Genomic DNA, 22,889 nt, shown 5'->3' with positions numbered 1-22,889 from the left:
AAGAGGGACCGAGTTTATTTCAAAGCCCAAATCCGTCAAAATAGCGTCTTTTGATGGTTTTTGGCTTAAGCCGGGGGATGCTCTGTGCCGCCCAAGTTCGACTTTGCCCATACTACCCAGCTCGATAACGTCGAGCTGCTGACGTCCCGCCCCAGTCGCATCGATTTCGACGCGGGCGATGGGTTGCACCTGGTAGTCGAGGCGCATGCGCCTGGTGTTTTTCGCCTGCGCTGCGGCGAGGCGAACCACCTTACCGATGACAAGCCCGGCGCGCGTGCGCGCGCCGTGGCGGAAATGCTGCTCGCGCGCCAGGAGGCCGTGGGCGAGGCAACCATTGCTCCACGCGAAGATGGGGGCGGCTGGCGGATCGCCCAGGGCGACGTCGTCCTGGAAATCCAATCCAGCCCCGTGCGCGTGGCGCTCTACCGCAACGACGAGCTCGTGTTCGAATCCGAAGTGTCGGCGCACGCGCCTGCGTTCGGGCACAACGCGCTGGATCAGGCAGACGACGCCGTCTGGACGGTGGGATTCGGGCTGCAGGCCGATGAGCGCGTGTTCGGCCTGGGCGAGACCCCGGGCGATCTGAACCGCCGCGAGGAGTCCGTGGTGTCCGACGATCCGGAACACCGCGCGCTGCCGCTGGCCTGGAGCCCGCGAGGCTGGGGCGTCTATGTGAACACGATGCGCCGCGTCGAGCATTCGGTGGGCGCGGCGCCCGCGGACTCCGCGTACGTGCTGACCGTGGACGACGCCGTTCTCGATCTGTTCCTGTTCGTCGGCGAGCCCGGTGAAATCCTCAACCAATACACCGCGCTGACGGGCCGCGCCGGCCAGCCGTCGCTGTGGGCGATGGGCGCGTGGCTGCAACAGGCCGCGGGCGAGATGCCCACCGAGACGGTCGCCCTGGTGTCGCGCATGCGCGAAAACCAGATTCCGGTCGACGCCGTGACGCTGGCGCAGCCGGTGGCCTGGGGCTTCCAGGCGGACAAGACGGTTTTCGAATGGGACGCCCAGCGCTTCCCGGACGCCAAGCAGATGCTGGCGCTTTTCCACAAGCACAACGTGCATGTCGCCGCTTCCGGTTTCCCCGGCGTGCTGAAGACCAGCCCGCTGTTCGAGGAACTGGAAGACCGCGGCTGGCTGCTGACCAAGGATGACGGGTCCGCCCAGGTGTTCGACGGCAACGCCGCCACGTCGGGGCAGCCCTACGGCCTGCTGGACCTCACTTACCGCGACATCTACAACCTCTGGGTCGAGCGTCATCGCCAACTGGTCGAAGACGGCCTGGACGCGCCCGCGTGCGACGCCCAGATCGCCATTCCCGACGGCGTGACCGCCCGCAACGGCGAAACCGGCCCCGCGCTGCGCAGCATGTATCCGCTGCTGGTGCGCCGCGCGCTGTTCGACGCGGTCGCCGGGCTGAAGGTCCCGCCCGAAGGCGTGGTGCCCAGTTCCGATCTGTTCCCGGCCGCCCAGCGCCTGCCGTGGCAGGTGGGGCCGCAGGTCGAGAACAGCTGGGAAGGCTTGCGCCACACCTTGCGCACCGCCCTGTCGATCGGCGCCAGTGGCCTGCCGGTGCAAGTGCATAACATCGGCTCGGCCTCGCGCGACCGCGCGGGCATGACGCCCGAGCTCTACCTGCGCTGGCTGACCGCCGGCGTGTTCTCGTCGAACTTCTCGTTCCAGGGCGTGGAAGGCCTGATGCCCTGGGACTTCGGCGAGGAAACCCTGGCGCAGGCCAAGACCTGGCTGCAATGGCGCTATCGCCTGGTGCCTTATGTGCTGGGCGCCATCGAGGATTCCGCGCGCACCGGCCTGCCGGTGCAGCGTTCGATGGCCCTGTCGTTCCCGAACGATCCCTATGCGCACGACTGGGACCTGCAATACCTGCTGGGCCCGGCGCTGCTGGTGGCGCCCGTGACCGAACCCGGCAAGCAGGTGCGGGTGTACCTGCCCAAGGGCGAGGCCTGGTGGGACCTGAACACGGGGCACCGCTACGAAGGCGGCACCACCTGGACGATCGAGTGCGAACTTGGCCAGTTCCCGGTGTTCGGCCGTGAAGGGCACATGCTCTGTCTTGGACCGGCCGCGCAGCACACGGGCGAGTTCAATTCGGCCCGCATCCTGGACGAAGTCTGGATGTTCGGCATGCCAGTGCACAACCCGGTGGTCATGCGCAACAAGATCCGTGTGATGCAGATGCAGGGTTCCAGCTACATCAAGGGGCTGGAAGGCTTGCGCATCTCGCCGTCCGAGGGGCTTGAGGTCAAGCGCCGCGGCGCTGAAGTCCGGATCTCGCGGGCGCGTTAAGCTCCGCACCGAGCTCCTGGAGGCAGGAGCACCCCTCGCGAGGCGTCCGCTTGGTGGGCGCGAAGCCGGGAGGATCAGATGGGCAGTCAGGAGGGCCTTCCCTCCCGGCTGCCCATTTCCGCGTTATGGCTGGCGCCAGCCGGCAAGGCCGGCAAGCGGGAGCTCGGGCTTTTATATTACTTAAAGTTATTAAAAATGGAAAAAACGGTCGTTCTCTTTAGAAGAGAGAAGATACAAAATCGCTTGCCATGATTCACATCGAGAACCTATCCAAGACCTACGCCACGCCGCATGGCCAGTTCCAGGCGCTGCGGGGTATCAACCTGCACATCGAGCAGGGCGAGGTCTTCGGCATCATCGGCCCCAGCGGGGCCGGTAAAAGCACGCTGGTCCAGTGCATCAACCTGCTGGAACGGCCCAATGAAGGCTCCATCACCATCGGCGGGCAGGCCCTGACCGGCCTGGGCGAAGCGCAACTGCGCGCCCAGCGCCGCCGCATCGGCATGGTGTTCCAGGGGTTCAACCTGTTGTCGCGCCGCACGGTGTACGGCAATGTGGCGCTGCCGCTGGAAATCGCGGGCGTCGCCAAGGCCGAGATCCCGGCCCGCGTGGAGCGCCTGCTGGCGCTGGTGGGCCTGGAACACCTGCGCGACCGCTATCCCAGCCAGATCAGCGGCGGCCAGAAGCAGCGCGTCGGCATCGCCCGCGCCCTGGCCAACAACCCGGACGTGCTGCTCAGCGACGAGGCCACGTCCGCGCTGGACCCGGAAACCACGCACAACATCCTGGCCCTGCTGCGCGACATCAATCGCAAGACCGGCGTGACCGTCGTCATGATCACGCACCAGATGGAAGTGGTGCGCGAGGTCTGCGACCGCGTCGCCGTGCTGTCGCAGGGCGAAGTGGTGGAACTGGGCAGCACGCGCGAAGTGTTCGCGCAGCCGCGCCATGAAGTGACCCGCGCCATGGTGTCGGCCGCCACCGCGTCCGACCTGACCGACGCCACGCTGGCCGCGGTCAAGCAGCGCATCGATACCCTGGCGGCGGCCAAGCCGGGCCAGGCGTTGCGCCTGCTGCGCCTGTCGTTGACCGGCAACGACGCGTCGGGCTCCTTCCTGTCCGACCTGTACAAGCAGTTCTCGCTGGACGTGGACCTGATCCAGGCCCGCGTCGAAGACATCCAGGGCGTGGCCGTCGGCACGATGTTCGTGCTGGCCCAAGGCGCGCCCGCCGCCGTCAAGGAGGCGATCGCCGCCTTGACGGCCCGTGACATCACCGTTGAAGAAATCGCTCATGAGCCCGCAACTGATCGACCTGCTTATTACGTCGCTGCTTGACACCCTCCTGATGGTGGGCGTGGCCAGCGCCATTGCCGTGGTGGTCGGTATACCGCTGGGCGTCGTCCTGACCGTGACCGCTCGCGGCAACATGCTGGAAAACCAGTCGGTCAACCACGTGCTGGGCGCGGTGATCAACGCCACGCGCTCGGTGCCGTTCGTGATCCTGATGGTCGCGATCATTCCGTTCACGCGCTTCGTGGCGCAGACTTCGATCGGCACCACCGCCGCCATCGTGCCCCTGTCGGTCGCGGCCATTCCGTTCATGGCCCGGATCGCCGAGAACGCCATGCGGGAGGTCGACCCGGGGCTGATCACCGCCGCGCGCGCCATGGGCGCATCGCCCATGCAGATCATCCTCAAGGTGCTGTTGCCCGAGTCCTTGCCCGGCCTGGTGGCCGCCACCGTGGTGACGGTGGTCAGCCTGATCGGCTATTCGGCGATGGCCGGCGCCATCGGCGGAGGCGGCCTGGGCGACCTGGCCATCCGCTACGGCTACCAGCGCTTCCAGTCCGACGTGATGGCCGCGGTCGTCATCGTGCTGATCGTCCTGGTCCAGGTCATCCAGAGCTTGGGCGACCGCTACGTGCGCCGCATCTCGCATCGCTGAGCTTTCTTTCCCCACTTCCGACATTCGGGATATCCGCAACATGAGCATCAAGGTTTTGAAGTCGCTGGCCGCGTTCGCCCTGGGCGCCGCCGTATTCGCCCAGCCCGCGCTGGCGCAGGACAAGCCGCTGAAGATCGGCGTCACCGCCGGCCCGCACGCCCAGATCTTCGACGTGGTGAAGCAGGAAGCCGCCAAGCAGGGCCTGAAGATCGAGGTCATCGAGTTCTCGGACTACGTGCAGCCCAACGTGGCGCTGGCGTCCGGCGATCTCGACGCCAACAGCTACCAGCACCAGCCCTACCTGGACAACGCCAATGCCGACCGCGGCTACAAGCTGGTCAGCATCGCCAAGACCGTGATCTTCCCCATCGGCATCTACAGCAAGAAGATCAAGTCCTTGTCCGAGCTGAAGGAAGGCGCGCGCTTCGCGCTGCCGAACGACCCGACCAACGGCGGCCGCGCACTGTTGCTGCTGCAAGCCAGCGGCCTGATCAAGCTGCGTCCCGACGCTGGCCTGAAGGCCACCCCGATCGACGTGGTCGAGAACCCGAAGAAGCTGCGCTTCATCGAGCTGGACGCCGCCCAGCTGCCGCGCTCGCTGGACGACACGGACGCCTCGGCCGTGAACACCAACTTCGCGCTGGAAGCCGGCCTGAATCCCGCCAAGGACGCCATTGCCCAGGAATCGCCGGACTCGCCGTACGCCAACGTGCTGGTCGTGCGTGAAAAGGACAAGGACCGTCCCGAGTTCGCCAAGCTGGTCAGCATCTACCACAGCCCGGCCGTGAAGCAGTTCATCGAGACCAAGTACAAGGGCGCGGTGGTGGCCGCCTGGTAAGCACGCTCAGCCCTGTCATTCCTGGAAACGGCCGCCGCTGGCGGCCGTTTTCATTGGAACCCAGGGCAGGGGAAGGCATTCGGCCGTCTTTTTTTGACAAACGCCTCCAAGTGCGCCATAATTTCTGGCTTCGGTCGGGCTGATAGCTCAGTCGGTAGAGCAGCGGACTTTTAATCCGTTGGTCGCGAGTTCGAGTCTCGCTCAGCCCACCACCCCCACTTTTTAACGAAAGCGGGAAGAGAATCAAGCACTTGCGAGCGATCGCGGTGCTTTTTTTTCGCCCTTCAATCCTCGCTTGCGACTTCCCTCAGTACGGCGGCAAGCCGCTCGGCGGGCCGAGACAGCGACCGCCCCGCCCGCCGCAGGATGCCGATGTATCGGTACAGCGGTGGATCATCGATCGAAATGCGCCGCAGACGGCTGGTGTCTCCTCCGCGCGCAACCAGCTCCGAGAGAATGGCTACCCCGAGCCCTTGCGCCGCCATCGCCATGATCGTTGAGTTGTAGACGGCCTCATACGCCGCGGGCAGCGAGATCTTGTTCTTGTCGGCCGCCGCTTCAATGTGCATGCGGATGCTGCTTTCCCTCACGGGAAGGATAAGAGGCGGGCCGGCCAGGTCTCTGAGCGCCACTGTGTCGCGCGTCGTCCAGGGGTAATCCGGAGCGACAAAAGCGCAAAAGCGGTCAGTCATCAATTTTTCCCAGACCAGTTCCTGATCGCGCTTGACCGGGCTTCCCACCCCGAAGTCGACCTCTCCATTCCGGATCATGTAGGTAAGGCGCGAGGCGACCGTGTCCCGTATGCGGACGGTGATGCGTGGGTAATCACGATTCAGCCGGTGTATCGCGCGGGGCAGCAGGCCCGCCGCCAGCGAAGGCAAGGCGGCGACGGTCACCGTGCCGCGGTCTGGGTCGCTCGCCTCCCGGGCGTGGGTGACCAGGTCCTCAATTTCAGCAACCACACGCTCAATTCTTGGAAACAGCTCCAGGCCTTGCGGCGTCAGGTTTACGGACCGGCGATTGCGATCGAACAGCGGCGTGCGCAAATGCGCTTCGAGCTGCTGGATTTGTATGGTGAGCGCCGATTGCGAGATGTTCAGCTCGTACGCGGCCCGGGTGAAGTTACCGAGGCGAGCGATCGCGAGAAACGCGCGGAGTTGCTTGAGATCCCCCAGCATTGCCGAAACTCCATTCGATGCGGCGATAGATGAACTATTGATATTTTTGAAAACTCTATTCGGTTATTTGAATTTTACCAATCACAGGCACCTCTGTACATTGATACCCAGCACTTAACCAAGCCTTTAATCGGGAATAAATAATGAGCGGCGTCAATAAGGTGGTTGTGGTGGGCGGCGGAACAATGGGGTGCGCGGTGGCGGCCATGTTCAACGTGGCGCAGTGGAGCGTCCACGTGGTTGAATCGGATGCGTCGGCGCGGCTCGCGCTCCCTGGAAAAGTGGACGCGGCTGCCCGGGCGCTCGGCGCTGACGGCAGCGCTGCCCCGCCGGCCATTTATGGAGCGCTGGCGGATGTCGATTGGGCTGATGTCGATATTGTCATCGAATGCGTATTCGAGAATCTCGAACTCAAACAGGCGGTGTTTGCCGAGCTGGAAGCCCTATGCGCGGCGCCAACGCCGTTGACCAGTAATTCATCGAGTTTTCCAATCAGCCAGATCGGAAAAAACCTGGCGACGCAAAACCGCATGCTCGGGCTGCATTTCTTTATGCCGGCCCATCTGGTGCCGGCCGTTGAAGTGGTTTGCAGCGCGGTATCGGATGCGTCGACGGCCGAGCAGGTCAGCGCAATCATGCGGGCAGTCGGAAAAAAACCGATCCGGGTCAAGCGCGATATTCCGGGATTTCTTGCCAACAGGATTCAGCATGCCTTGATGCGCGAGGCAATCGCGCTGGTCGAAGAGGACTTCGCGTCTCCGGAAGATGTGGATGCGGCCGTCCGGTATGGATTCGGGTTCCGGTACATCGCGGCCGGCCCCTTGCTGCAGAAGGATCTGGCCGGGATCGATATCCACTGCGCCGCGGCGGCGACGATGTATCCCTACCTGCGTACCGACCAGGAACCCAGCGCCTATATGCGCGAACTGGTGGCAAACGGAAATGTCGGCGTGAAATCCCCATCGTTGCGCGGGTTTTACCAATGGACTCCCGAACAAGTGGCAGCCGAGCAGAAGCGATACGAGACGGCGCTGCTCAAGGCCGCACGCATTCTTTCGGATGAAGAGGCCAATAACTGACATTGGCTATACAAAGGCAAACGCGGCAACCATAAAAAAACACCAATAAGACAAGTCTGCAACGCAGATTCCTATCAAGCAAAAAAGGGGTAGGTTGATGAAGCGAGACAAAAAACACGGGGAGGCCGTATGAGCGAAGGCGCTGCCTCCCACAGGAAGTTCCAGGCCCTGCAGCGAACCATGGATTCCGTCAACAACGCTGCGGAGAAATGCGCCGGGCTGCTGCTGCTCGGCATGATTGCAGCTATTTCGGTTTCGGTTTTCGCCCGGCTTCTTTATACCTACACCGGTATTCCATTTTCCGCGCCATGGGCGGAAGAAATCGCGCGCTACATGATGGTCGGGAGCGTCTTCATCGGCGGTGCGGTGGCTGCCTATCATCTGCGCTTGATCGGCGTCGACGTATTCATCAGCCTGGTCCCGGAGCGTCTTGCCCGCTGGCTGCGGCTGCTGTCCCATGTCCTGACCTTGGCGCTTGCACTGTTGCTGGTCTGGAAATCCATCCGATTGATCGAACTCGGGCTGAAGCAATGGTCGCCCGCGATGGAAATGCCGATGGCCTATGTCTATTCGTTGATGGCTGCCGGCTGCCTGCTCATGTGCGCGAACACGCTTACGAATGCAGTCAAGGAACTGCTGAACGTGGAATCGCCGCAGCGGGAATCGGCGGAAATGGAAGAGGCGATGGAAATAAAGAATAGTGTCGAGGGGGCATTATGATCCTGGTTCTTGGCTTGTCGTTTTTCCTGATCATGCTGATAGGCGCGCCGATCATGACGGCGCTGGGCCTGTCTGCGGCCATGGCGCTGCAGTCGGGCGACCGATCGCTGCTGATCGTGGTGCAGATGGCTTTCCAGTCGCTGGACTCATTCAGCCTGATGGCCGTGCCGTTTTTCATCCTGGCGGGCCATCTCATGCAGTCGGGAGGCGTCGCGCGCAGACTGGTCCAGTTGGCCAACGCGTTTGTCGGCTGGATCAGGGGAGGCCTGGGCGCCGTCGCGGTATTGACGTCCCTGCTGTTCGCCACGGTGTCGGGATCTTCCTCCGCGACCACCGCCGCCATCGGATCCGTGCTGATTCCCGAAATGGAGAAGAAGGGATATCCACGCTCGTTCGCGGCGTCGATCGCGGCGTCTTCCGGTGAGCTGGGAGCCATTATTCCGCCTTCGATTCCGATGATCGTCTATGCGCTGACGGCCAACGTATCGGTCGGGGCGCTGTTCATCGCGGGGATCCTCCCGGGGCTCCTGATCGCCGTATCGCTGATCCTGACGGTCTGCGTGATTGCCAGCATCAAGGGCTTTGATGAAGTTCGCGCGCTGAGCCTGAAGGATTGGACCAAAGGCGTGCTGGTGGCCTTGCGCGACGCGACGCTGGCCCTGATGATGCCCGTCATCATCCTGGGCGGTATATATGGCGGCCTGTTCACGCCCACCGAAGCTTCTTGTATTGCGGTCCTTTACGGCCTGGCGCTGGGGATGTTCGTATACAAGGAAATCACGCTCAAGAACCTGCTCGGCATTTTCGGACGTGCCGCCGTGATGTCCGCGATCATCTTGCTGATCGTTGCCTTTGCCGCCGTGTTTGCATATCTGTTGACGATCAACCAGGTGCCGCAACGCGTGGCCGCCACGCTCGGATCGGTGACGACCAGCCCCTTTGTCTTCCTGCTGCTGGTGAACGGCATGTTGTTCGTTGTCGGCATGTTCATCGAAGCGCTGGCCGCGATCCTGATTATCGTGCCGATTCTTGCTCCGATCAGCGTGAGTTTTGGAATCGATCCCATCCATTTCGGCATGATCGTCATTACCAATCTGGCTGTTGGCATGGTCACTCCGCCGGTAGGGGTCAACCTGTTTGTGGTGTGTGAGGTTGCCCAGTTGAAGATGCACCAATTGGCCCGCTACCTGGTCATCTTTCTGGCGGTGCTGATCGTGGACATCCTGATCATCTCTTATGTTCCCGCCCTCAGCACGGCGTTTCTGTAGATAGCGGCGCCGGGTGGAAGCTCGGCGCAAACCGAAAAAACATAAATCCAGAAATAATCCAGGAGACAAAAAATGAAGGCTTTCAAGAAAATGCTCGGCATCGGGGCCTTGAGCGCGCTGATGTTCTCTGCGCCGTCCCATGCGTTGAATATGGACGTGGGGCATACGCTTACCACGGACAGCCCGTTCCATGTCGGAACGCAAAAGTTCGCCGATATCCTGAAAGAGAAATCGAACGGAAAGATCACTGTCACGGTATTCCCGCATTCGCAATTGGGCGGGGAGCTCACCATGATCCAGGGCGCCGTGGCCGGCGCTACCGATCTGTTCGTTACCGGCCAGCCAGCGTTGAACAACGTGGTGAAAGAATTCCTGGTTTTCGATACGCCTTTCCTGTTCGACAGCGTTCAGCAGGCCAACGAAATTCTCGCCGGCCCTGTCGGCGACAAGTTCATGGATATTCTTCCCAAATATGGCCTGGTGGGCCTGGGCTGGTTCTCGGCCATCGAGCGCAATGTTTTCGGGAATCGGGCCATCAATTCTGCCGATGACCTGAAGGGCATGAAAATCCGCGTCATCCAGTCGCCGGGATATGTTGAAAGCTACAAGACCCTGGGCGCGCAGGCTACCCCGATGGCGTATTCCGAGCTGTACCTGGCGCTGCAGCAGAAGGTCATCGATGGCGGCGAGACCACGCCCGACCAATTCGTGTCCGACAAGTTCATCGAAGTGTCCAAGTACTTCAACATGACGCATGTCAATATTCACCCAGCGCTGTTGGTCATGTCCAAGACCCGCTGGGATTCCTTTTCCGACGATGAGCGGAAAATCGTCAAGGAAGCGGCCGATGAAGCGATGGCCTACGCCCGCGACTATTACAAGAAGGTCTATGACGAAGGGATGGTAACCATGAAGGAGAAGGGCGTTGCGATTGTCTACCCGAGCGATCTCGATTCCCTGGTGCAGGCGACAAGGCCGGTCGTAAAGAAGCTGATCGGCGAAGCGCCCAATGGCCAGGCGCTCTATGACGCCGTGATTGCCGCCAAGGCCAGCGCCAAGAAATAGCCCATTGCCCCGCCTCGGGAAAGACACAGGAAGACCAATGACTTGCTTCACAAAACCTGAAGATCTGCGGGTGCTGATCACGGGAGCGGCTGGGAACATAGGCAAATGCCTGCGCGATCAGTTGCGCGGCCGCTATGCCTTGCTGCGCCTGGCCGATATCGCCGAGCAGGAGCCCGCGCAAGCGGGCGAGGAAATCTGCGCGATCGACGTCCGGGACATGAGCTCCGTAGAGCGCTGCATGGAAGGCATCGATTGCGTTGTCCACCTTGCCGGGATTCCTGGCGTGGACACCTGGGAGAAAATCCTTCCAATGAATATCGATGGCTGCTACAACGTGTTCGAAGCCGCCCGTCGCCAAAACGTGCCCCGCGTCATTTTCGCCAGTTCGAACCATGCGGTGGGCTATCACAGAAGGGAAAAATTCCTGGACAACACCGTGCAGCCCAGGCCCGATTCGCTTTATGGGGTTTCGAAGGTGTTTGGCGAGGCCTTGGGGCGGATGTATGCCGACAAGTACGGCATGTCGGTCGCGTGCCTGCGGATCGGCACGTTCCGCACCCCAGACCATCCGAGCGAGGCCCGGCAACTGCTGACCTGGATCAGCCACAAGGACATGGCGGAGCTGGCGCGTTGCTGCATCGAGCACGAGTCGTACCATTTTGCCGTGGCCTATGGCGTGTCGAACAATCTTCGCAATCGCTGGGACAACTCCAATGTGAAGTTCCTGGGCTACCAGCCGCAAGACGACTCCGAGGTTTTCGCGGCGGAGATCCTGGCCAGGAACATACCCGAGGATCCGATAGCCGCCCAGTTCCACGGCGGCTTCTATTGCCCCCTGGAGTTTGTCGGCACAACCGACAGAATCTCCTGAGGCTTCCGTTTCGAGATCGTTGCCGTCCACGAATAACCAGTTGCCACGGGAAAACCATGTACGCCGTTCCGCCAGCCATCGAAGCCCAAGTCTTTGCTCGTCTGCCCGACGCATTCAGAAAGCCGGAAGGCACGTCCGAGTGGCATCGCTATCAGCCGGGCAATCAACCGCCGCATTCCCTGCTGGAGGGGCCGTCCTTCGATGCCCAGGGCCGCCTGTATTGCGTGGACGTGCCCTGGGGCCGGGTATTCCGGGTCGACGGTCAAGGCCGGTTTGAACTGATTGCCGATTACGATGGCGAGCCCAATGGTCTCAAAATCCATCAGGACGGCAGCATTTTCATTGCGGACTATGCCCGCGGCATCGTTCAGCTCGAACCGGAAACCGGCGAGGTAAGGCCTGTTCTTGAACGGGTCCACCTTGAGCGGCTAAAGGCCGTGAACGACCTGGTATTCGCGTCCAACGGCGATCTGTATTTCACCGACCAGGGCCTGACCGGCTGGCATGATCAGACGGGCCGCGTCTTCAGGCGCCGGGCGGATGGCAGTGTCGACTGCCTGCTGGACAACATACCCAGCCCAAACGGTCTGGTACTGGATCCGAGCGAGTCCGTTCTGTACGTGGCGGTAACGCGGGCAAACGCCATCTGGCGCGTTCCGCTGACGCGCGACGGCCATGTGACCAAGGTCGGCACCTTCATCCAGATGTCCGGCGGAGGCGGGCCGGATGGCCTTGCCATCGACGAGGAAGGCAACCTGGCGGTAGCGCATGTCGGCCTGGGCGCGGTCTGGCTATTCAGCAACCGCGGCGAACCTATGCTGCGCATCAATTCCCCGCTGGGAGCCTTGACCACCAATATTGCGTTCGGGGGGGTGGACCGCAAGACGCTTTACATTACCGAGTCCGAGTCGGGGTCGATCCTGACAGCGCCGATGCCTGTACCGGGGCGCGTCATGTATTCGGGCGTCTGACCCGGCAACTCGCCGGGCGCATGCAGCTGGAACATCCGCACCAGGTGGTCGATAAAAGTGCGGACCTTGGCGGGCACATGCCTAGTATTCGGATACAGGGCCGCCATAGTGTATGGGCGCTGCTGCATTTCCAGGGGGATGGCGATGAGGCGTCCGTCGCCAATCGCTTCCGCGACAAGAAACGCCGGCAGGGACGCGATGCCCAGCCCCGCGATGGCCATGTCGCGGATGGCTTCTCCGTTGTTGGCCAGGATCCGGGACCGCATCGCCACGGTGACCGGCTCCCCCTGAGGCCCTTCGAATTGCCAAAAGCGCCTGGCGTGCACCAAGGCGTAATCGATCGCATCGTGTTCCGCCAGGCCAGCCACGTTGCCCGGCATCCCGCGGCGTTGCGCGTAGTCGGGGCTGCAGCAGATCAGGCGCTTGCATTCTCCGAGCGTGCGCGTCTTCAGCGAGGAATCCTCCAAGTGCCCGATCCGAACGGCGACGTCGTACCCGCCGTGGGCGAGCGAGACCGGGCGGTCGTCGTAGTCGACCGCGATTTCGAGATCGGGGTGCAGGCGGCCGAAGTCGGCGATGACCGGGCCCAGGTAGCGGATGCCGAACGACATGGGCGTGGAGATGCGGAGGCGGCCGCGCAGCGAGCCGCCACTGCTCGGCACCATGTCTTCCACGGCCTCGTGCAGTTCGCCCAGCAGAGGCGCGATGCGATCGTAGAGGGCCTCGCCAGCCTCGGTAAGTTCCAGCCGGCCGGGGAGCCGTTGGAAAAGCTGGAGCTCCAGGGCCAGTTCGAAGTCGCGAACCCGCTTGCTGATCACGGATTTCGTCAGTTTGAGGTGCTTGGCCGCACCCGTCACGCCTGCGCACCGGACCACTTGTACGAAGGTTTCCATGTCGTCGTATCGCCACTGCATGGTGCTTCCTTCGGCTGATCGGCGTTCGTGCGAACAAGGCCGTTAGTTTACTGCCGAGGGCGCGGACGAGCGCGTTCGCGCAAGGCCTGGTTTCTCGTTCGGTGCTGGCGAATCTGGTGTTCGGCGCAAGGAAACCTGGATTGCTCCCCGCCGTGTCCGGACTGGACTACTCTTGTTCGCGTCCAACCCATTCCCGGAGAAATTCATGGCCAAGCCCTATGTGAAACTCGACAAGACCCAGGCCGCGGTGCTGCTGGTCGATCACCAGACCGGCCTGCTGTCGCTGGTGCGGGATTTCCAGCCCGACCAGTTCAAGAACAACGTCCTGGCCCTGGCCGACCTGGCCGACTATTTCAAGCTGCCGACCATCCTGACCACCAGCTTCGAAGACGGACCCAATGGTCCGCTGGTGCAGGAACTGAAGGACAAATTCCCGAAGGCGCCCTACATCGCCCGTCCCGGCAACATCAATGCCTGGGACAACGAAGACTTCGTCAAGGCGGTCAGAGCCACCGGCAAGAAGCAACTGATCATCGCGGGCGTCGTCACGGAAGTGTGCGTGGCATTTCCTGCGCTGTCGGCGCTGGAAGAAGGCTTTGACGTATTCGTCGTCACCGACGCTTCCGGCACCTTCAACGAAGCGACCCGCAATGCCGCCTGGAGCCGCATGGAGCAGGCCGGCGCGCAATTGATGAGCTGGTTTGGCGTGGCCTGCGAATTGCATCGCGACTGGCGCAATGACATCGAAGGCCTGGGCACGCTGTTCGCCAACCATATCCCCGACTACCGCAACCTGATGGCCTCGTACTCGACCGTCAAGGCCAGCAAGTAAGGTTGGGTTGTGTGGTGTTTTTCTTTGCCGGCGCTATTGTCGCTACGCGCGCACCTGCGCCGCTTGATAGAAGCAATAGCCGCTGCTGCGTAATGTCTTGACGGGCAGCGTCTGGCCGCTGGCGTCTTCCACGCGGCGGCGCAGCCTGCGCATCTGCGTGTCCAGGCGGCGCTGGTCGTAGTCCAGGAAGTCGAAGCCCAGTTCTTCGATTATCTGCCTGCGGCTGATGTTTTCGCCGGGATGGCTCATCAGGCAGCGCAGCACCATCAAATCCTGCTGCGATAGCGGCACGGCGGGCGCGTCGGGAACGAGCAGGCGGCGAGGGCCCACTTCCAGCGTCCAGGCAGGCGGCGCCTGGCCGGACGCCGGCTGTTGCTGCAAACCCAAGCGCCGCACCAGGGCAGCCAGCGTGGCGGCCAGTTCGTCGAGATCGCAGCCCTTGCCCAGGTAGTGGTCGGCGCCCAGCCCCAGGCCGGCAATCCTGTCCGCGCTGGTCTGACGCGCACTGAACACGACGATGCCCAGCTTCTGGCCGTCCTGGCGCAGGCGCTGGACCAGGTCCAGGCCGCAGCCGTCGGGCAGGCCTATGTCGATTACGGCCAGGTGATGGCGGCCCGCGTCGAAGTGCCGGTCGAATTCCTGCAGGCTGGACACGCATCTGGGCGCATAGCCGAGTTCTTCCAGGAATTCGCCCAGTTCCTGGCGCAGCACGGGTTCGTCTTCGAGCAGAATGACTTCAATCATGCCGGGCGCCTTCGGAGGATCGGCTGGGGCGGTGGTGTAATCTGCGTGGCTGCACGGGATTGCGACGGGATGAAACGGAAATCTTACCCTATGCGGCGGGCGTGGCTGGCGCTGCTGACGCTTTGGCTGGCTGCGGTTCTGGCGGCCGCCGGACAGGCGCGCGCCGAGCCTTTGCGCCTGGACACGCGGCTGGGCCACGCGGATGCTTCCGGCCATCTGGAGCGCCTGGACGATCCCGCTGGCGCCCTGACAGTCAGCCAGGCGGCCGAGGCCCAGGCCTGGAAGCCGCTGCCTGCGAGCCTGAGCGCGGGCTTTACCCGGGACACGGTCTGGCTGCGCCTGCCGATACAGGTGGACGAGGTGGCGCGAGGCGGCTGGATGCTGCGGCTGAGCAATTCCCTGCTCGACGACGTGCGCGTCTACGTGAGCGATGGCGACGGGGGCAGTTGGTCGCTGCTGGGCTGGAGCGGCGAGGACAGGCCGCGCAGGGAATGGCCCGTGGACTACCGCAGCCCGGTGATCCAGTTCGATCCACCCACAGCCGGCTCCTACGCGATCATGATCCGTCTGCAAAGCAAGAACGCCGTGGCGACCCGGGTGGAGGTCTGGCAGCGCCTGGCGTTCGACAATCAGTCGCGGCGCGAGGGCCTGCTGTTCGGACTGTATTTCGGCTTCTACCTATTGCTGATCTGCGTGCATGCCGTTTTCTGGTGGGCCACGCGCGCGCCGATGAGCGGCCTGTTCCTGGCCTATATCGGCAACTGCGTCTTCAACGAGGTGATGTCGCTGGGCCTGGTCCAGCAACTGACGGGGCTGCCGGTGGAGTGGAGCGACCGAATGCTGGGCGTGGGCATCGCGGTCAGCCTGCCGGTGGCTTTGCGGATCGCCTTTGCGCAGCTCGATCTCGCCGCCCTGTATCCGCGGGCGGTGCGCGGGCTGCAGCGGCTGTTCTGGGCCATTGCCGGCCTGTGTTCCCTCTTCGTGCTTACCGGACATTACGCCTGGGGCATGCAGCCGACCCAGTTGCTGGCCCTGACGCTGATCGTGGCGTTTTCCACCTTGGCGGTCTACCTGCTGAAGCAAGGATGGCGGCCCGCGCGCTTCTTCGCGGTGGCGTTCGGCGTGTTCTACGCGGGCGTGCTGATCGCCTTCCTGCGCAACCTGGGCGTGCTGCCGGTCAACGCCTTCACGGAATACATCTCCACGCTGGGCACGATGCTGCACATGCTGTTGCTGAGCCTGAGCATCGTCGGCCGCCATGAACGCCAGCGCCGCCGCAAGGAGCGCCAGCAGGCGAACGTCGCGGCCGATCTGGCGCGCCAGCACAGCCACCGCCTGGAACGGGAGGTGGCCTTGCGCACCGCCGAAATGCAGGAGGAGATCCAGCGCCGCGTGCTGCTGGAAGACGAGCTGCGCGCCTCGCTGGAGCTCGAACGGCGCGTGTTCACCGAGCAGCGCGATTTCGTGGCCATGGTGTCCCATGAGTTCCGGACGCCGCTGGCCATCATCACGACCTCGGCGCAGCAGCTCGCCCGCAACCTGGCGGCGCCCGTCGAGAAAAGCCTGGCGCGCTGCGGCAACATCCGCGACGCGGCCATGCGTCTCCTGGCCCTGGTGGACGAATACCTGACGCACGACCGCATGGGCGAACCGCGAGCCGAGCCGCGCCTGACGGAGTGCGATCTGCGGGCCTTGCTGGCGGACCTGGACCGCGAGTTTCCCGCAGGCCGCATCCAGTGCGCCTACGGCCCGGGCCGGCACGTCCTGCTCTGCGATGCCGGCATGCTGCGGATCGCGTTGCGCAATCTGCTGGCCAACGCGGACCGTCATTGCCCGGAAGGCGAGGCGGTGCACGTTGCGCTGCGCGAGGACGCGGACCTCCAGCATATCGACGTGGCAAATTCCGGCGATCCGATCCCCGCCGACGAGCAGGAGCGCCTGTTCCAGAAGTACTACCGCGGCCCCAATGCGCTGCGCCATCCGGGCGCGGGGCTGGGGCTGTACCTGGTCAGGACGATTGCCGAACGGCTGGGCGGGTCGGTGTGCCTGAAGACCGCCGGCGGCGCGGAGCCGGTGTGTTTCTGCCTGAGCCTCCCACGCCGGAACGCCGCGCGTGCTTCCTGACCACGGGCGCAGCGTCAAACTTGTCGGCAACCGACAATTTGTTGCGTAAAAGCGTCTGTTTGTATCAGCCCGGATTCTCTGGGTCGGAAAGAAATTCCGTCAAATCATGGGAACTTCGCGCTTTTCCGTCCTTGCCGCCGCGCAGAGATCCAGCATTTACGAATTGCTTAGATTTGCTCAGATTTGGGCTCGCAGTAATCGGTATATTTCAGCAGCGAAATTTACAAATTGTGACGCTGCCGCTTCCGGAATATGCCATGAAAAAGCCCTCCCTCAACCATATCTACCGCCTGGTCTGGAACGACGCCCTGGGGGTGTATGTCCCTGTTGCCGAGCATGCCAGCGCCCGCCGCAAGCGCAACGCAGGCGGCGCGGCCGCGTTGAGCGCGGCCCTGCTGCTGTCCGGTCCGGCCCTTGCGGCGGACTTGCCGACAGGCGGCAACGTGGTGGCGGGTTCGGGCTCCATCAGCCAGAACGGCAACGCCATGACGGTGAACCAGCACAGCGGCAAGATGGCCGTGGACTGGCAGAGTTTTTCCATCGGCAAGGGCAAGAGCGTCACGTTCAACCAGCCGGGCCGCGATTCCGTCGCGCTGAACCGCGTGCTGGGACCGGACGTATCCGTGATCCAGGGCGCGCTGAACGCCAACGGCCAGGTGTTCCTGGTCAATCCGAACGGCGTGGTGTTCACGCCCAGCGCCCAGGTGAACGTGGGCGGCATCGTGGCCAGCACGCTGAATATCTCGACGCAGGATTTCCTGGCGGGCAATTACCGCTTCGAAGGCGGCAGCAGCAACGCCATCGTCAACCAGGGCAATATCACCGCCGCGCCGGGCGGCAGCATCGCGCTGATCGCGGCCAGGATCACCAACACGGGCAATCTGACGGCGGACAAGGGCAGCGTGCTGCTTGGCGCAGGCAGCCGCGTCAAGCTGGACCTGGGCGGCCCGGTCAAGATCGAAGTGGAGCAGGGCGCGATCGACGCGCTGATCGAGCAGGGCGGAGCGATCCGCGCCGACGGCGGCGTGGTCTACCTGACAGCCAAGGCCGCGGGCGACCTTGCCAGCACCGTCATCAACCACACCGGCATCACGCAGGCCAGGACGCTGGCGACCGGCGAGAACGGCAAGATCGCGCTGCTGGGCGACATGGTCAACGACCGCGTCGCCGTGGCCGGCACGCTGGACGCCAGCGCGCCGAACGGCGGCAAGGGCGGCTTCGTGGAAACGTCGGCGGCGAAGATCACCGTCGCCAAGGGCGCGGTGGTGACGACCAAGGCGGCAAGCGGACAGCATGGCGCCTGGCTGGTCGATCCGACCGACTTCACCGTCAGCGCGGGCGCAGCCGGCCAGACTGACAGCGGCATCGGCGCCGATACCCTGTCGGCCAATCTGAACAACGGCAACATCGAACTGCAGACGATCGATGGCGGCGACCAGGCGGGCAATATCAATGTGAACGCCGGCGTGGCCTGGAGCGCGGATACCAAGCTGACGCTCAGCTCGCATGGCAGCGTGGCGATCAATGCTCCGATCACCGCGACAGGCAGGAATGCCGGCCTTGAGTTGAACCTTGGCGGATTCAAGCAGCGCGGGTATTCCTCGGGTGGCTCCTACGCGGCGAACGCGCCGATCACGCTGAGCGGCGCAGAGGCCACGTTCAAGGTCAATGGTCAGGGCTTCACGCTGCTTCATTCGCTGCAGGACCTGCAGGCCATCGGCCAGTCTGGCTACGGTTTTTACGCGCTTGCGCAAGACCTGGACCTGAAAGGCAATACGTTTTCGAGTTCGATCGTGACGGACTTGCGCGGTACGTTGGCGGGCCTGGGCCATACGATCGACAATCTGACCATCAACTCCACCGGTTCCTACCTGGGCCTCATCGGCAGGATTACCAGCGATGGCGAGGTTCGGGATCTTTCGGTGACCAACGCCTCGATCACCGGCCGCTCCAACCTGGGTCCCCTGGCTGGCAGCAACGAAGGCACCATCCGCAATGCGTCTGCCAGCGGCAGCGTTGTGGGAGATTCCTTCCTGGGCGGCCTGGTCGGGAACAATTCTTCCAACATCGTCGGCGCGAGCGCCCGCACGACGGTCACGAGTACGAACAAGGGCTACGCGCTTGGCGGCCTGGCCGGCAGCAATTCCGCGGCCGGCAGCATTGAAAATGCGTACGCGACGGGTAATGTGGCCGGCGGCAATTCCGACACGGGTGGCCTGGTCGGCATCAATTCCGGCGCGATCCGGAATGCCTATGCGATCGGCAACGTCGATGCCGCCGAGGATGGCTTGGGGCTGGCTATCGGTGGCTTGGTGGGTTCGGCCCGAGACAACAGCATCGTGTCCAACGTGCATGCGACCGGCCGCGTGACGGGCAAGAATCTCGTCGGCGGCGTGGTCGGAATGTTTTCAGGCAGCGGCATCGTCCTGGAGAACGCGCAGTGGGATGCCGCGACGACGGGCCAGGCGAACGCCGTTGGCGGCGGCTCGTCGGGCTCGGTCTCGGGAACGGGGGCTGTCGCGAACGCGTTATCGCATGGCTCCTACGCCAACCTTGGGACCTGGAGCCAAATTCCGGGCACGGACAACGTATGGGTCGCGAAAGACGCCGCCGGCAAGGCGCAGTGGATCATGGTCGAAGGGATGACGCGTCCCTTCCTGGCGAGCGAATACAGCCTGGCCGTGTCCAACGACCACCAGTTGCAATTGATGGCGGCCGACCTTTCGGCCCACTACAACATCGTGCGCGATATCGACGCCAAGGCGACCTCGACTGGCGGCAGCGGCATGTGGCAGACGGGCGGCTTCAGTCCCATAGGGGGCGGCAATCAGTTCATGGGCAGCCTGAATGGCAACGGACACACGATTTCCAATCTGACTGTCGGCAATTACCTGCCTTACGCGGGCTTGTTCGGAACCGTCGGCAGCTCGGCAACGATCCGCAATATCGGGCTAGACAACGTCACAGTCAACGGATTCATGCAGGCCGGCGGACTGGCCGCCATGAACCTCGGCACGATCGATAACGTCTACGCCAATGGCCATATCCGCACCAATGGCCTCGGCAATGGAACTGGTGGCCTGGTAGGCATGAATCATGGCTCCATTTCCAATGCCTATACATCGGGGACGGTGTCCACCGACGGTCCTTTGGTGGGCAATGCAGGCGGGCTGGTGGGCCTGAACTACGGAACCATCAGCAAGACGTACTCCACTTCCACGATCAGCAGCCTGTTCATGTTTGCCGGCAATGGCGCTTTGGTCGGCTACAACGCCGGCACGGTGAATGACAGCTTCGCCGCCAGCACGGACGCTTCGGGCAATCCCGCCTCGGGCAATCCGGCCATGATGTTGATCGGTGCGAATGGCGGCACGGTGAACGCCGCCAGCGGCATGAGGACATACCAGCAGTTGACCCAGCTCTCCACCTTCCTGGACGCTGGCTGGGACATCGACAACGCGGGAGGCACGGGCGCGACCTGGCGCATGTACGAAGGCAATGGCACGCCCCTGCTGCGCGGATTCCTCAAGCAGGTCACGGTCAGCCTGGCCGACAAGGTCTATAACGGCCAGGTCAGCGGGGGAGCGGACTACATCGCTTCGGAAGCGGGCGCGCAACTGGGCGGCGCCCTGGAATTCACCACCAGTTCGAAGAACGCGGGCACGTACCGCCTGGCGGACGGAACCTTGACCGGCAATGGCGGGCTGTACTCGGACCAGCGAGGCTACGACATCATTTATGCCGATGGCCTGAGCCTGAACGTTCTGCAGAAAGGCGTCTCGGCGAGCTTCACCGCCGGGGACAAGGTTTATGACGGCGCCACCGGCGCGACAGTGAACGGGACGCTGGGCGCGGGCGTCATCGCCGGCGACGATATCGGCGTCAGCGGCGCCGGCAGCTTCGGCGACAAGAACGTGGGTAGCGGCAAGACCGTCATCGTTGGTGGCGTCGCGCTGACCGGCGCCGACGCCGGCAACTACTTCATCGACAACGTTTCCACGGTCACCACGGCCAATATCACCGCCAAAGTCCTGGACGGCACGGTGATCGGCGCCAACAAGGTCTACGACGGCAACACCGTCGCATTCGTGTCCGGAGGGCTTTCGGGAGCGGTGGGCGGCGACAGCCTGGCGCTGGTCGGCAACTTCGCCGACAAGAACGTCGGGCTGGGCAAGCTGATCACCGTAGGACTGATTGGCGCGGACGCCGGAAACTACGTGCTGGGCAGCGGCATGGCCAATGTCTCCGCCAGCATCACGCCGAGGACGATTACCGGCGCCATCACGGCGTCCGGCAAAGTCTATGACGGCACGCTGGCTGCGAGCACGGGCGGCGCGCTGTCCGGCGTGCTGGCGGGAGATGCCGTTTCCCTGTCGACGTCGGGCTCGTTTGCGGACAAGAACGCGGGCGTGGGCAAGATGGTGAACGTCGGCGGTACGCTGTCGGGCGCGGACGCGGGCAACTATGTGCTGGCGGCCAATGCCACCGCCACGGCGGACATCACGCCCAAGGCGCTGACGGGCGCCATCACGGCATCCGGCAAGGTCTATGACGGCACGCTGGCCGCGAGCACGGGCGGCACGCTGTCCGGCGTGCTGCTGGGCGACATCGTCTGGCTGTCGACCACGGGCGCCTTCGCGGACAAGAACGTGGGCAGCGGCAAGACGGTGGCTGTCGGAGGCACGCTGTCCGGCCTGGATGCCGGCAACTACGCGCTGTCCGCCAACGCCACTGCGACGGCCGACATCACGCCCAAGGCGTTGACGGGCGCCATCACGGCCGCAGGCAAGACCTACGACGGCACGACCGCCGCCACGACCTCGGGCCAGCTGACCGGCGTGGTCGCGGGCGACCTGGTGGCGTTGTCCACGGCGGGCGTGTTTGCCGACAAGAACGCCGGCACGGGCAAGCGGGTCGACGTGAGCGGCGCGCTGGTTGGCGCGGACGCGGGCAACTACACGGTCAGCGCCAACGCTTCCACCACCGCCTCCATCGCGGCCCGCCAGTTGACCGGCGCGCTGGGCGCGCAGGACAAGGTCTACGATGGCAGCAGCGTGGCCAGCGTGCTGGGCGCCGATGCGATCCAGGGCATCATCGCCGGCGACGACCTGGGCTTTGCCGGCGCGTTCGCCGACAAGAACGCGGGCGAGCGCAAGGCGGTCGCCTTCTCGCTCACGGGCGAAGACGCCGGCAACTACGTGCTGAACGCCGCCCAGGCGCGGGCCACCATCGCCCGCCGCGTGCTCGGCATCGATGGCACCGTCGTCGACGGCAAGACCTATGACGGCGGCACGGACGCACGGGCGCGAACGGGCTCGTTGACCAATCTCGTCGCAGGCGAGACCCTGGGCGTCAGCGCCACCGCCCGCTACGACAGCGCCGATGCCGGCGAGCGCAACGCCACGGTGCAATACGCGCTGGCAGATAGCGGCACGGGCCTGGCCGGAAATTACGTGCTTGCCGACACGCAGCATCGGGCTGTCATCGACCGCCGCGCCATCACGGTGGCGGCGGACGACAAGACCAAGCGCGCGGGCGAAGCCGACCCGGCACTGACCTGGCGCGTCACGCAAGGCACGCTGGTCGGCGACGACACGCTTGCCGGCGCGCTCAGCCGCGCGCCGGGAGAGACCGCGGGCAGCTACCTGATCGGCGCGGGCGGCCTGGGCAACGCCAATTACCGCATCGCCGCGGTGGACGGCACGCTGCTTATCGAAAACGCCGTGCAATCCGATACGCGCCGGGAGGCGTCCTTGTCGGCAGTCCAGTCGCTGAGGGCCGCCGTGGGCGCCGCCAATTCGACCGAACCGGACCTGTCGGGCGGCCTGGACTTCGTGCCGGTCAGCTCCGGCGGCAACGGCCAGGGCGCCAATACGCCGCCGGCGCCGAACGCGGGGCAGGGCGCGCGCGCCATGCAAGGCCCGGCCCAGGTGCTGGTGATCGACGGCGGCATCCGCCTGCCCGAGGACGTCGTCCGGGGCGGCATCTGATCCCGGCATTCCACAAGGCGAATTCCACTTCTTATCCG

General features: G+C 63.9%; 16 protein-coding genes and 1 tRNA gene. 14 read left to right on the top strand and 3 right to left on the bottom strand.

What is annotated here, in order from left to right:
* Nucleotides 1-84: 84 nt before the first annotated feature.
* The 5 genes from JL37_RS05495 to JL37_RS05475 all read left to right on the top strand — a co-directional run bounded on the left by JL37_RS05495 (nucleotide 85) and on the right by JL37_RS05475 (nucleotide 5,307).
* Nucleotides 85-2,310 carry a glycoside hydrolase family 31 protein gene (locus JL37_RS05495; RefSeq protein ID WP_043542539.1) on the top strand — a complete coding sequence of 742 codons (2,226 nt, stop codon included), beginning with the start codon at nucleotides 85-87 and terminating at the stop codon, nucleotides 2,308-2,310.
* A gap of 248 nt (nucleotides 2,311-2,558) precedes the next feature.
* Nucleotides 2,559-3,647 carry a methionine ABC transporter ATP-binding protein gene (locus JL37_RS05490; RefSeq protein WP_043542538.1) on the top strand — a complete coding sequence of 363 codons (1,089 nt, stop codon included), beginning with the start codon at nucleotides 2,559-2,561 and terminating at the stop codon, nucleotides 3,645-3,647.
* The gene (locus JL37_RS05485) at nucleotides 3,604-4,257 is read left to right on the top strand and encodes a methionine ABC transporter permease (protein WP_043542537.1); all 654 of its coding nucleotides are present in this window, start codon (nucleotides 3,604-3,606) and stop codon (nucleotides 4,255-4,257) included. Before JL37_RS05490 ends, JL37_RS05485 begins: the two co-directional genes overlap by 44 nt.
* Before the next feature lie 40 nt (nucleotides 4,258-4,297).
* Entirely contained in the window at nucleotides 4,298-5,095 is a 798-nt protein-coding gene (locus JL37_RS05480) for a MetQ/NlpA family ABC transporter substrate-binding protein (protein WP_043542536.1), read from the top strand.
* Between the two features lie 136 nt (nucleotides 5,096-5,231).
* Nucleotides 5,232-5,307: transfer RNA gene (locus JL37_RS05475), tRNA-Lys, on the top strand.
* A 72-nt stretch (nucleotides 5,308-5,379) separates the two neighbouring features.
* Here JL37_RS05475 and JL37_RS05470 read toward each other — a convergent pair.
* Entirely contained in the window at nucleotides 5,380-6,273 is an 894-nt protein-coding gene (locus JL37_RS05470; protein ID WP_043542535.1) for a LysR family transcriptional regulator, read from the bottom strand.
* A 143-nt stretch (nucleotides 6,274-6,416) separates the two neighbouring features.
* Between JL37_RS05470 and JL37_RS05465 the strand changes: the two genes are divergently transcribed.
* The 6 genes from JL37_RS05465 (at nucleotide 6,417) to JL37_RS05440 (ending at nucleotide 12,247) form a co-directional block, all read left to right on the top strand.
* Entirely contained in the window at nucleotides 6,417-7,352 is a 936-nt protein-coding gene (locus tag JL37_RS05465; protein ID WP_043542534.1) for a 3-hydroxyacyl-CoA dehydrogenase family protein, read from the top strand.
* Between the two features lie 180 nt (nucleotides 7,353-7,532).
* Complete coding sequence (locus tag JL37_RS05460) at nucleotides 7,533-8,072, top strand: TRAP transporter small permease (protein ID WP_231570300.1); 540 nt, start codon at nucleotides 7,533-7,535, stop codon at nucleotides 8,070-8,072.
* Nucleotides 8,069-9,340 (top strand): TRAP transporter large permease, encoded by a 1,272-nt coding sequence (locus tag JL37_RS05455; protein WP_043542532.1) that lies wholly within the window; start codon nucleotides 8,069-8,071, stop codon nucleotides 9,338-9,340. The genes JL37_RS05460 and JL37_RS05455 overlap by 4 nt, the downstream gene beginning before the upstream one ends.
* A 72-nt stretch (nucleotides 9,341-9,412) precedes the next feature.
* Nucleotides 9,413-10,405 carry a TRAP transporter substrate-binding protein gene (locus JL37_RS05450; protein ID WP_043542531.1) on the top strand — a complete coding sequence of 331 codons (993 nt, stop codon included), beginning with the start codon at nucleotides 9,413-9,415 and terminating at the stop codon, nucleotides 10,403-10,405.
* Between the two features lie 37 nt (nucleotides 10,406-10,442).
* Nucleotides 10,443-11,276, top strand: a complete 834-nt coding sequence (locus JL37_RS05445; RefSeq protein ID WP_043542530.1) for an NAD(P)-dependent oxidoreductase — start codon at nucleotides 10,443-10,445, stop codon at nucleotides 11,274-11,276.
* Between the two features lie 56 nt (nucleotides 11,277-11,332).
* A complete protein-coding gene (locus tag JL37_RS05440; RefSeq protein ID WP_043542529.1) occupies nucleotides 11,333-12,247 on the top strand; it encodes an SMP-30/gluconolactonase/LRE family protein in 915 nt (304 codons plus the stop codon).
* Here JL37_RS05440 and JL37_RS05435 read toward each other — a convergent pair.
* The gene (locus JL37_RS05435; RefSeq protein ID WP_052096876.1) at nucleotides 12,166-13,161 is read right to left on the bottom strand and encodes a LysR family transcriptional regulator; all 996 of its coding nucleotides are present in this window, start codon (nucleotides 13,159-13,161) and stop codon (nucleotides 12,166-12,168) included. The two genes, JL37_RS05440 and JL37_RS05435, sit on opposite strands and share 82 nt — an antisense overlap.
* A 205-nt stretch (nucleotides 13,162-13,366) precedes the next feature.
* Here JL37_RS05435 and ycaC point away from each other — a divergent pair, with 205 nt between their 5' ends.
* The gene (gene ycaC / locus JL37_RS05430; protein WP_043542528.1) at nucleotides 13,367-13,993 is read left to right on the top strand and encodes an isochorismate family cysteine hydrolase YcaC; all 627 of its coding nucleotides are present in this window, start codon (nucleotides 13,367-13,369) and stop codon (nucleotides 13,991-13,993) included.
* Between the two features lie 42 nt (nucleotides 13,994-14,035).
* Here the strand turns inward: ycaC and JL37_RS05425 are convergent, their stop codons facing one another.
* Nucleotides 14,036-14,737: a response regulator transcription factor gene (locus JL37_RS05425; RefSeq protein ID WP_043542527.1), complete on the bottom strand. Its 702-nt coding sequence runs from the start codon at nucleotides 14,735-14,737 to the stop codon at nucleotides 14,036-14,038.
* 69 nt (nucleotides 14,738-14,806) lie between these two features.
* Here JL37_RS05425 and JL37_RS05420 point away from each other — a divergent pair, with 69 nt between their 5' ends.
* The gene (locus JL37_RS05420) at nucleotides 14,807-16,861 is read left to right on the top strand and encodes a sensor histidine kinase (RefSeq protein WP_231570298.1); all 2,055 of its coding nucleotides are present in this window, start codon (nucleotides 14,807-14,809) and stop codon (nucleotides 16,859-16,861) included.
* A gap of 257 nt (nucleotides 16,862-17,118) precedes the next feature.
* Complete coding sequence (locus JL37_RS05415) at nucleotides 17,119-22,851, top strand: YDG domain-containing protein (protein ID WP_043542525.1); 5,733 nt, start codon at nucleotides 17,119-17,121, stop codon at nucleotides 22,849-22,851.
* Nucleotides 22,852-22,889 lie beyond the last annotated feature (38 nt).

The organism is Achromobacter sp. RTa, from assembly GCF_000757485.1.
Lineage (GTDB): Bacteria > Pseudomonadota > Gammaproteobacteria > Burkholderiales > Burkholderiaceae_B > Achromobacter.
This window is presented reverse-complemented; position numbering and strand designations above follow the sequence as displayed.

What these genes read in the sequence shown, in the direction of transcription:
- JL37_RS05470 (WP_043542535.1), bottom strand. Translation starts at nt 6,273, where the DNA reads ATGCTGGGGGATCTCAAGCAACTCCGCGCGTTTCTCGCGATCGCTCGC.
- JL37_RS05455 (WP_043542532.1), top strand. Translation starts at nt 8,069, where the DNA reads ATGATCCTGGTTCTTGGCTTGTCGTTTTTCCTGATCATGCTGATAGGC.
- JL37_RS05480 (WP_043542536.1), top strand. Translation starts at nt 4,298, where the DNA reads ATGAGCATCAAGGTTTTGAAGTCGCTGGCCGCGTTCGCCCTGGGCGCC.
- JL37_RS05460 (WP_231570300.1), top strand. Translation starts at nt 7,533, where the DNA reads ATGGATTCCGTCAACAACGCTGCGGAGAAATGCGCCGGGCTGCTGCTG.
- JL37_RS05485 (WP_043542537.1), top strand. Translation starts at nt 3,604, where the DNA reads ATGAGCCCGCAACTGATCGACCTGCTTATTACGTCGCTGCTTGACACC.
- ycaC (WP_043542528.1), top strand. Translation starts at nt 13,367, where the DNA reads ATGGCCAAGCCCTATGTGAAACTCGACAAGACCCAGGCCGCGGTGCTG.
- JL37_RS05435 (WP_052096876.1), bottom strand. Translation starts at nt 13,161, where the DNA reads ATGCAGTGGCGATACGACGACATGGAAACCTTCGTACAAGTGGTCCGG.
- JL37_RS05450 (WP_043542531.1), top strand. Translation starts at nt 9,413, where the DNA reads ATGAAGGCTTTCAAGAAAATGCTCGGCATCGGGGCCTTGAGCGCGCTG.
- JL37_RS05465 (WP_043542534.1), top strand. Translation starts at nt 6,417, where the DNA reads ATGAGCGGCGTCAATAAGGTGGTTGTGGTGGGCGGCGGAACAATGGGG.
- JL37_RS05420 (WP_231570298.1), top strand. Translation starts at nt 14,807, where the DNA reads ATGAAACGGAAATCTTACCCTATGCGGCGGGCGTGGCTGGCGCTGCTG.
- JL37_RS05490 (WP_043542538.1), top strand. Translation starts at nt 2,559, where the DNA reads ATGATTCACATCGAGAACCTATCCAAGACCTACGCCACGCCGCATGGC.
- JL37_RS05415 (WP_043542525.1), top strand. Translation starts at nt 17,119, where the DNA reads ATGAAAAAGCCCTCCCTCAACCATATCTACCGCCTGGTCTGGAACGAC.
- JL37_RS05445 (WP_043542530.1), top strand. Translation starts at nt 10,443, where the DNA reads ATGACTTGCTTCACAAAACCTGAAGATCTGCGGGTGCTGATCACGGGA.
- JL37_RS05440 (WP_043542529.1), top strand. Translation starts at nt 11,333, where the DNA reads ATGTACGCCGTTCCGCCAGCCATCGAAGCCCAAGTCTTTGCTCGTCTG.
- JL37_RS05425 (WP_043542527.1), bottom strand. Translation starts at nt 14,737, where the DNA reads ATGATTGAAGTCATTCTGCTCGAAGACGAACCCGTGCTGCGCCAGGAA.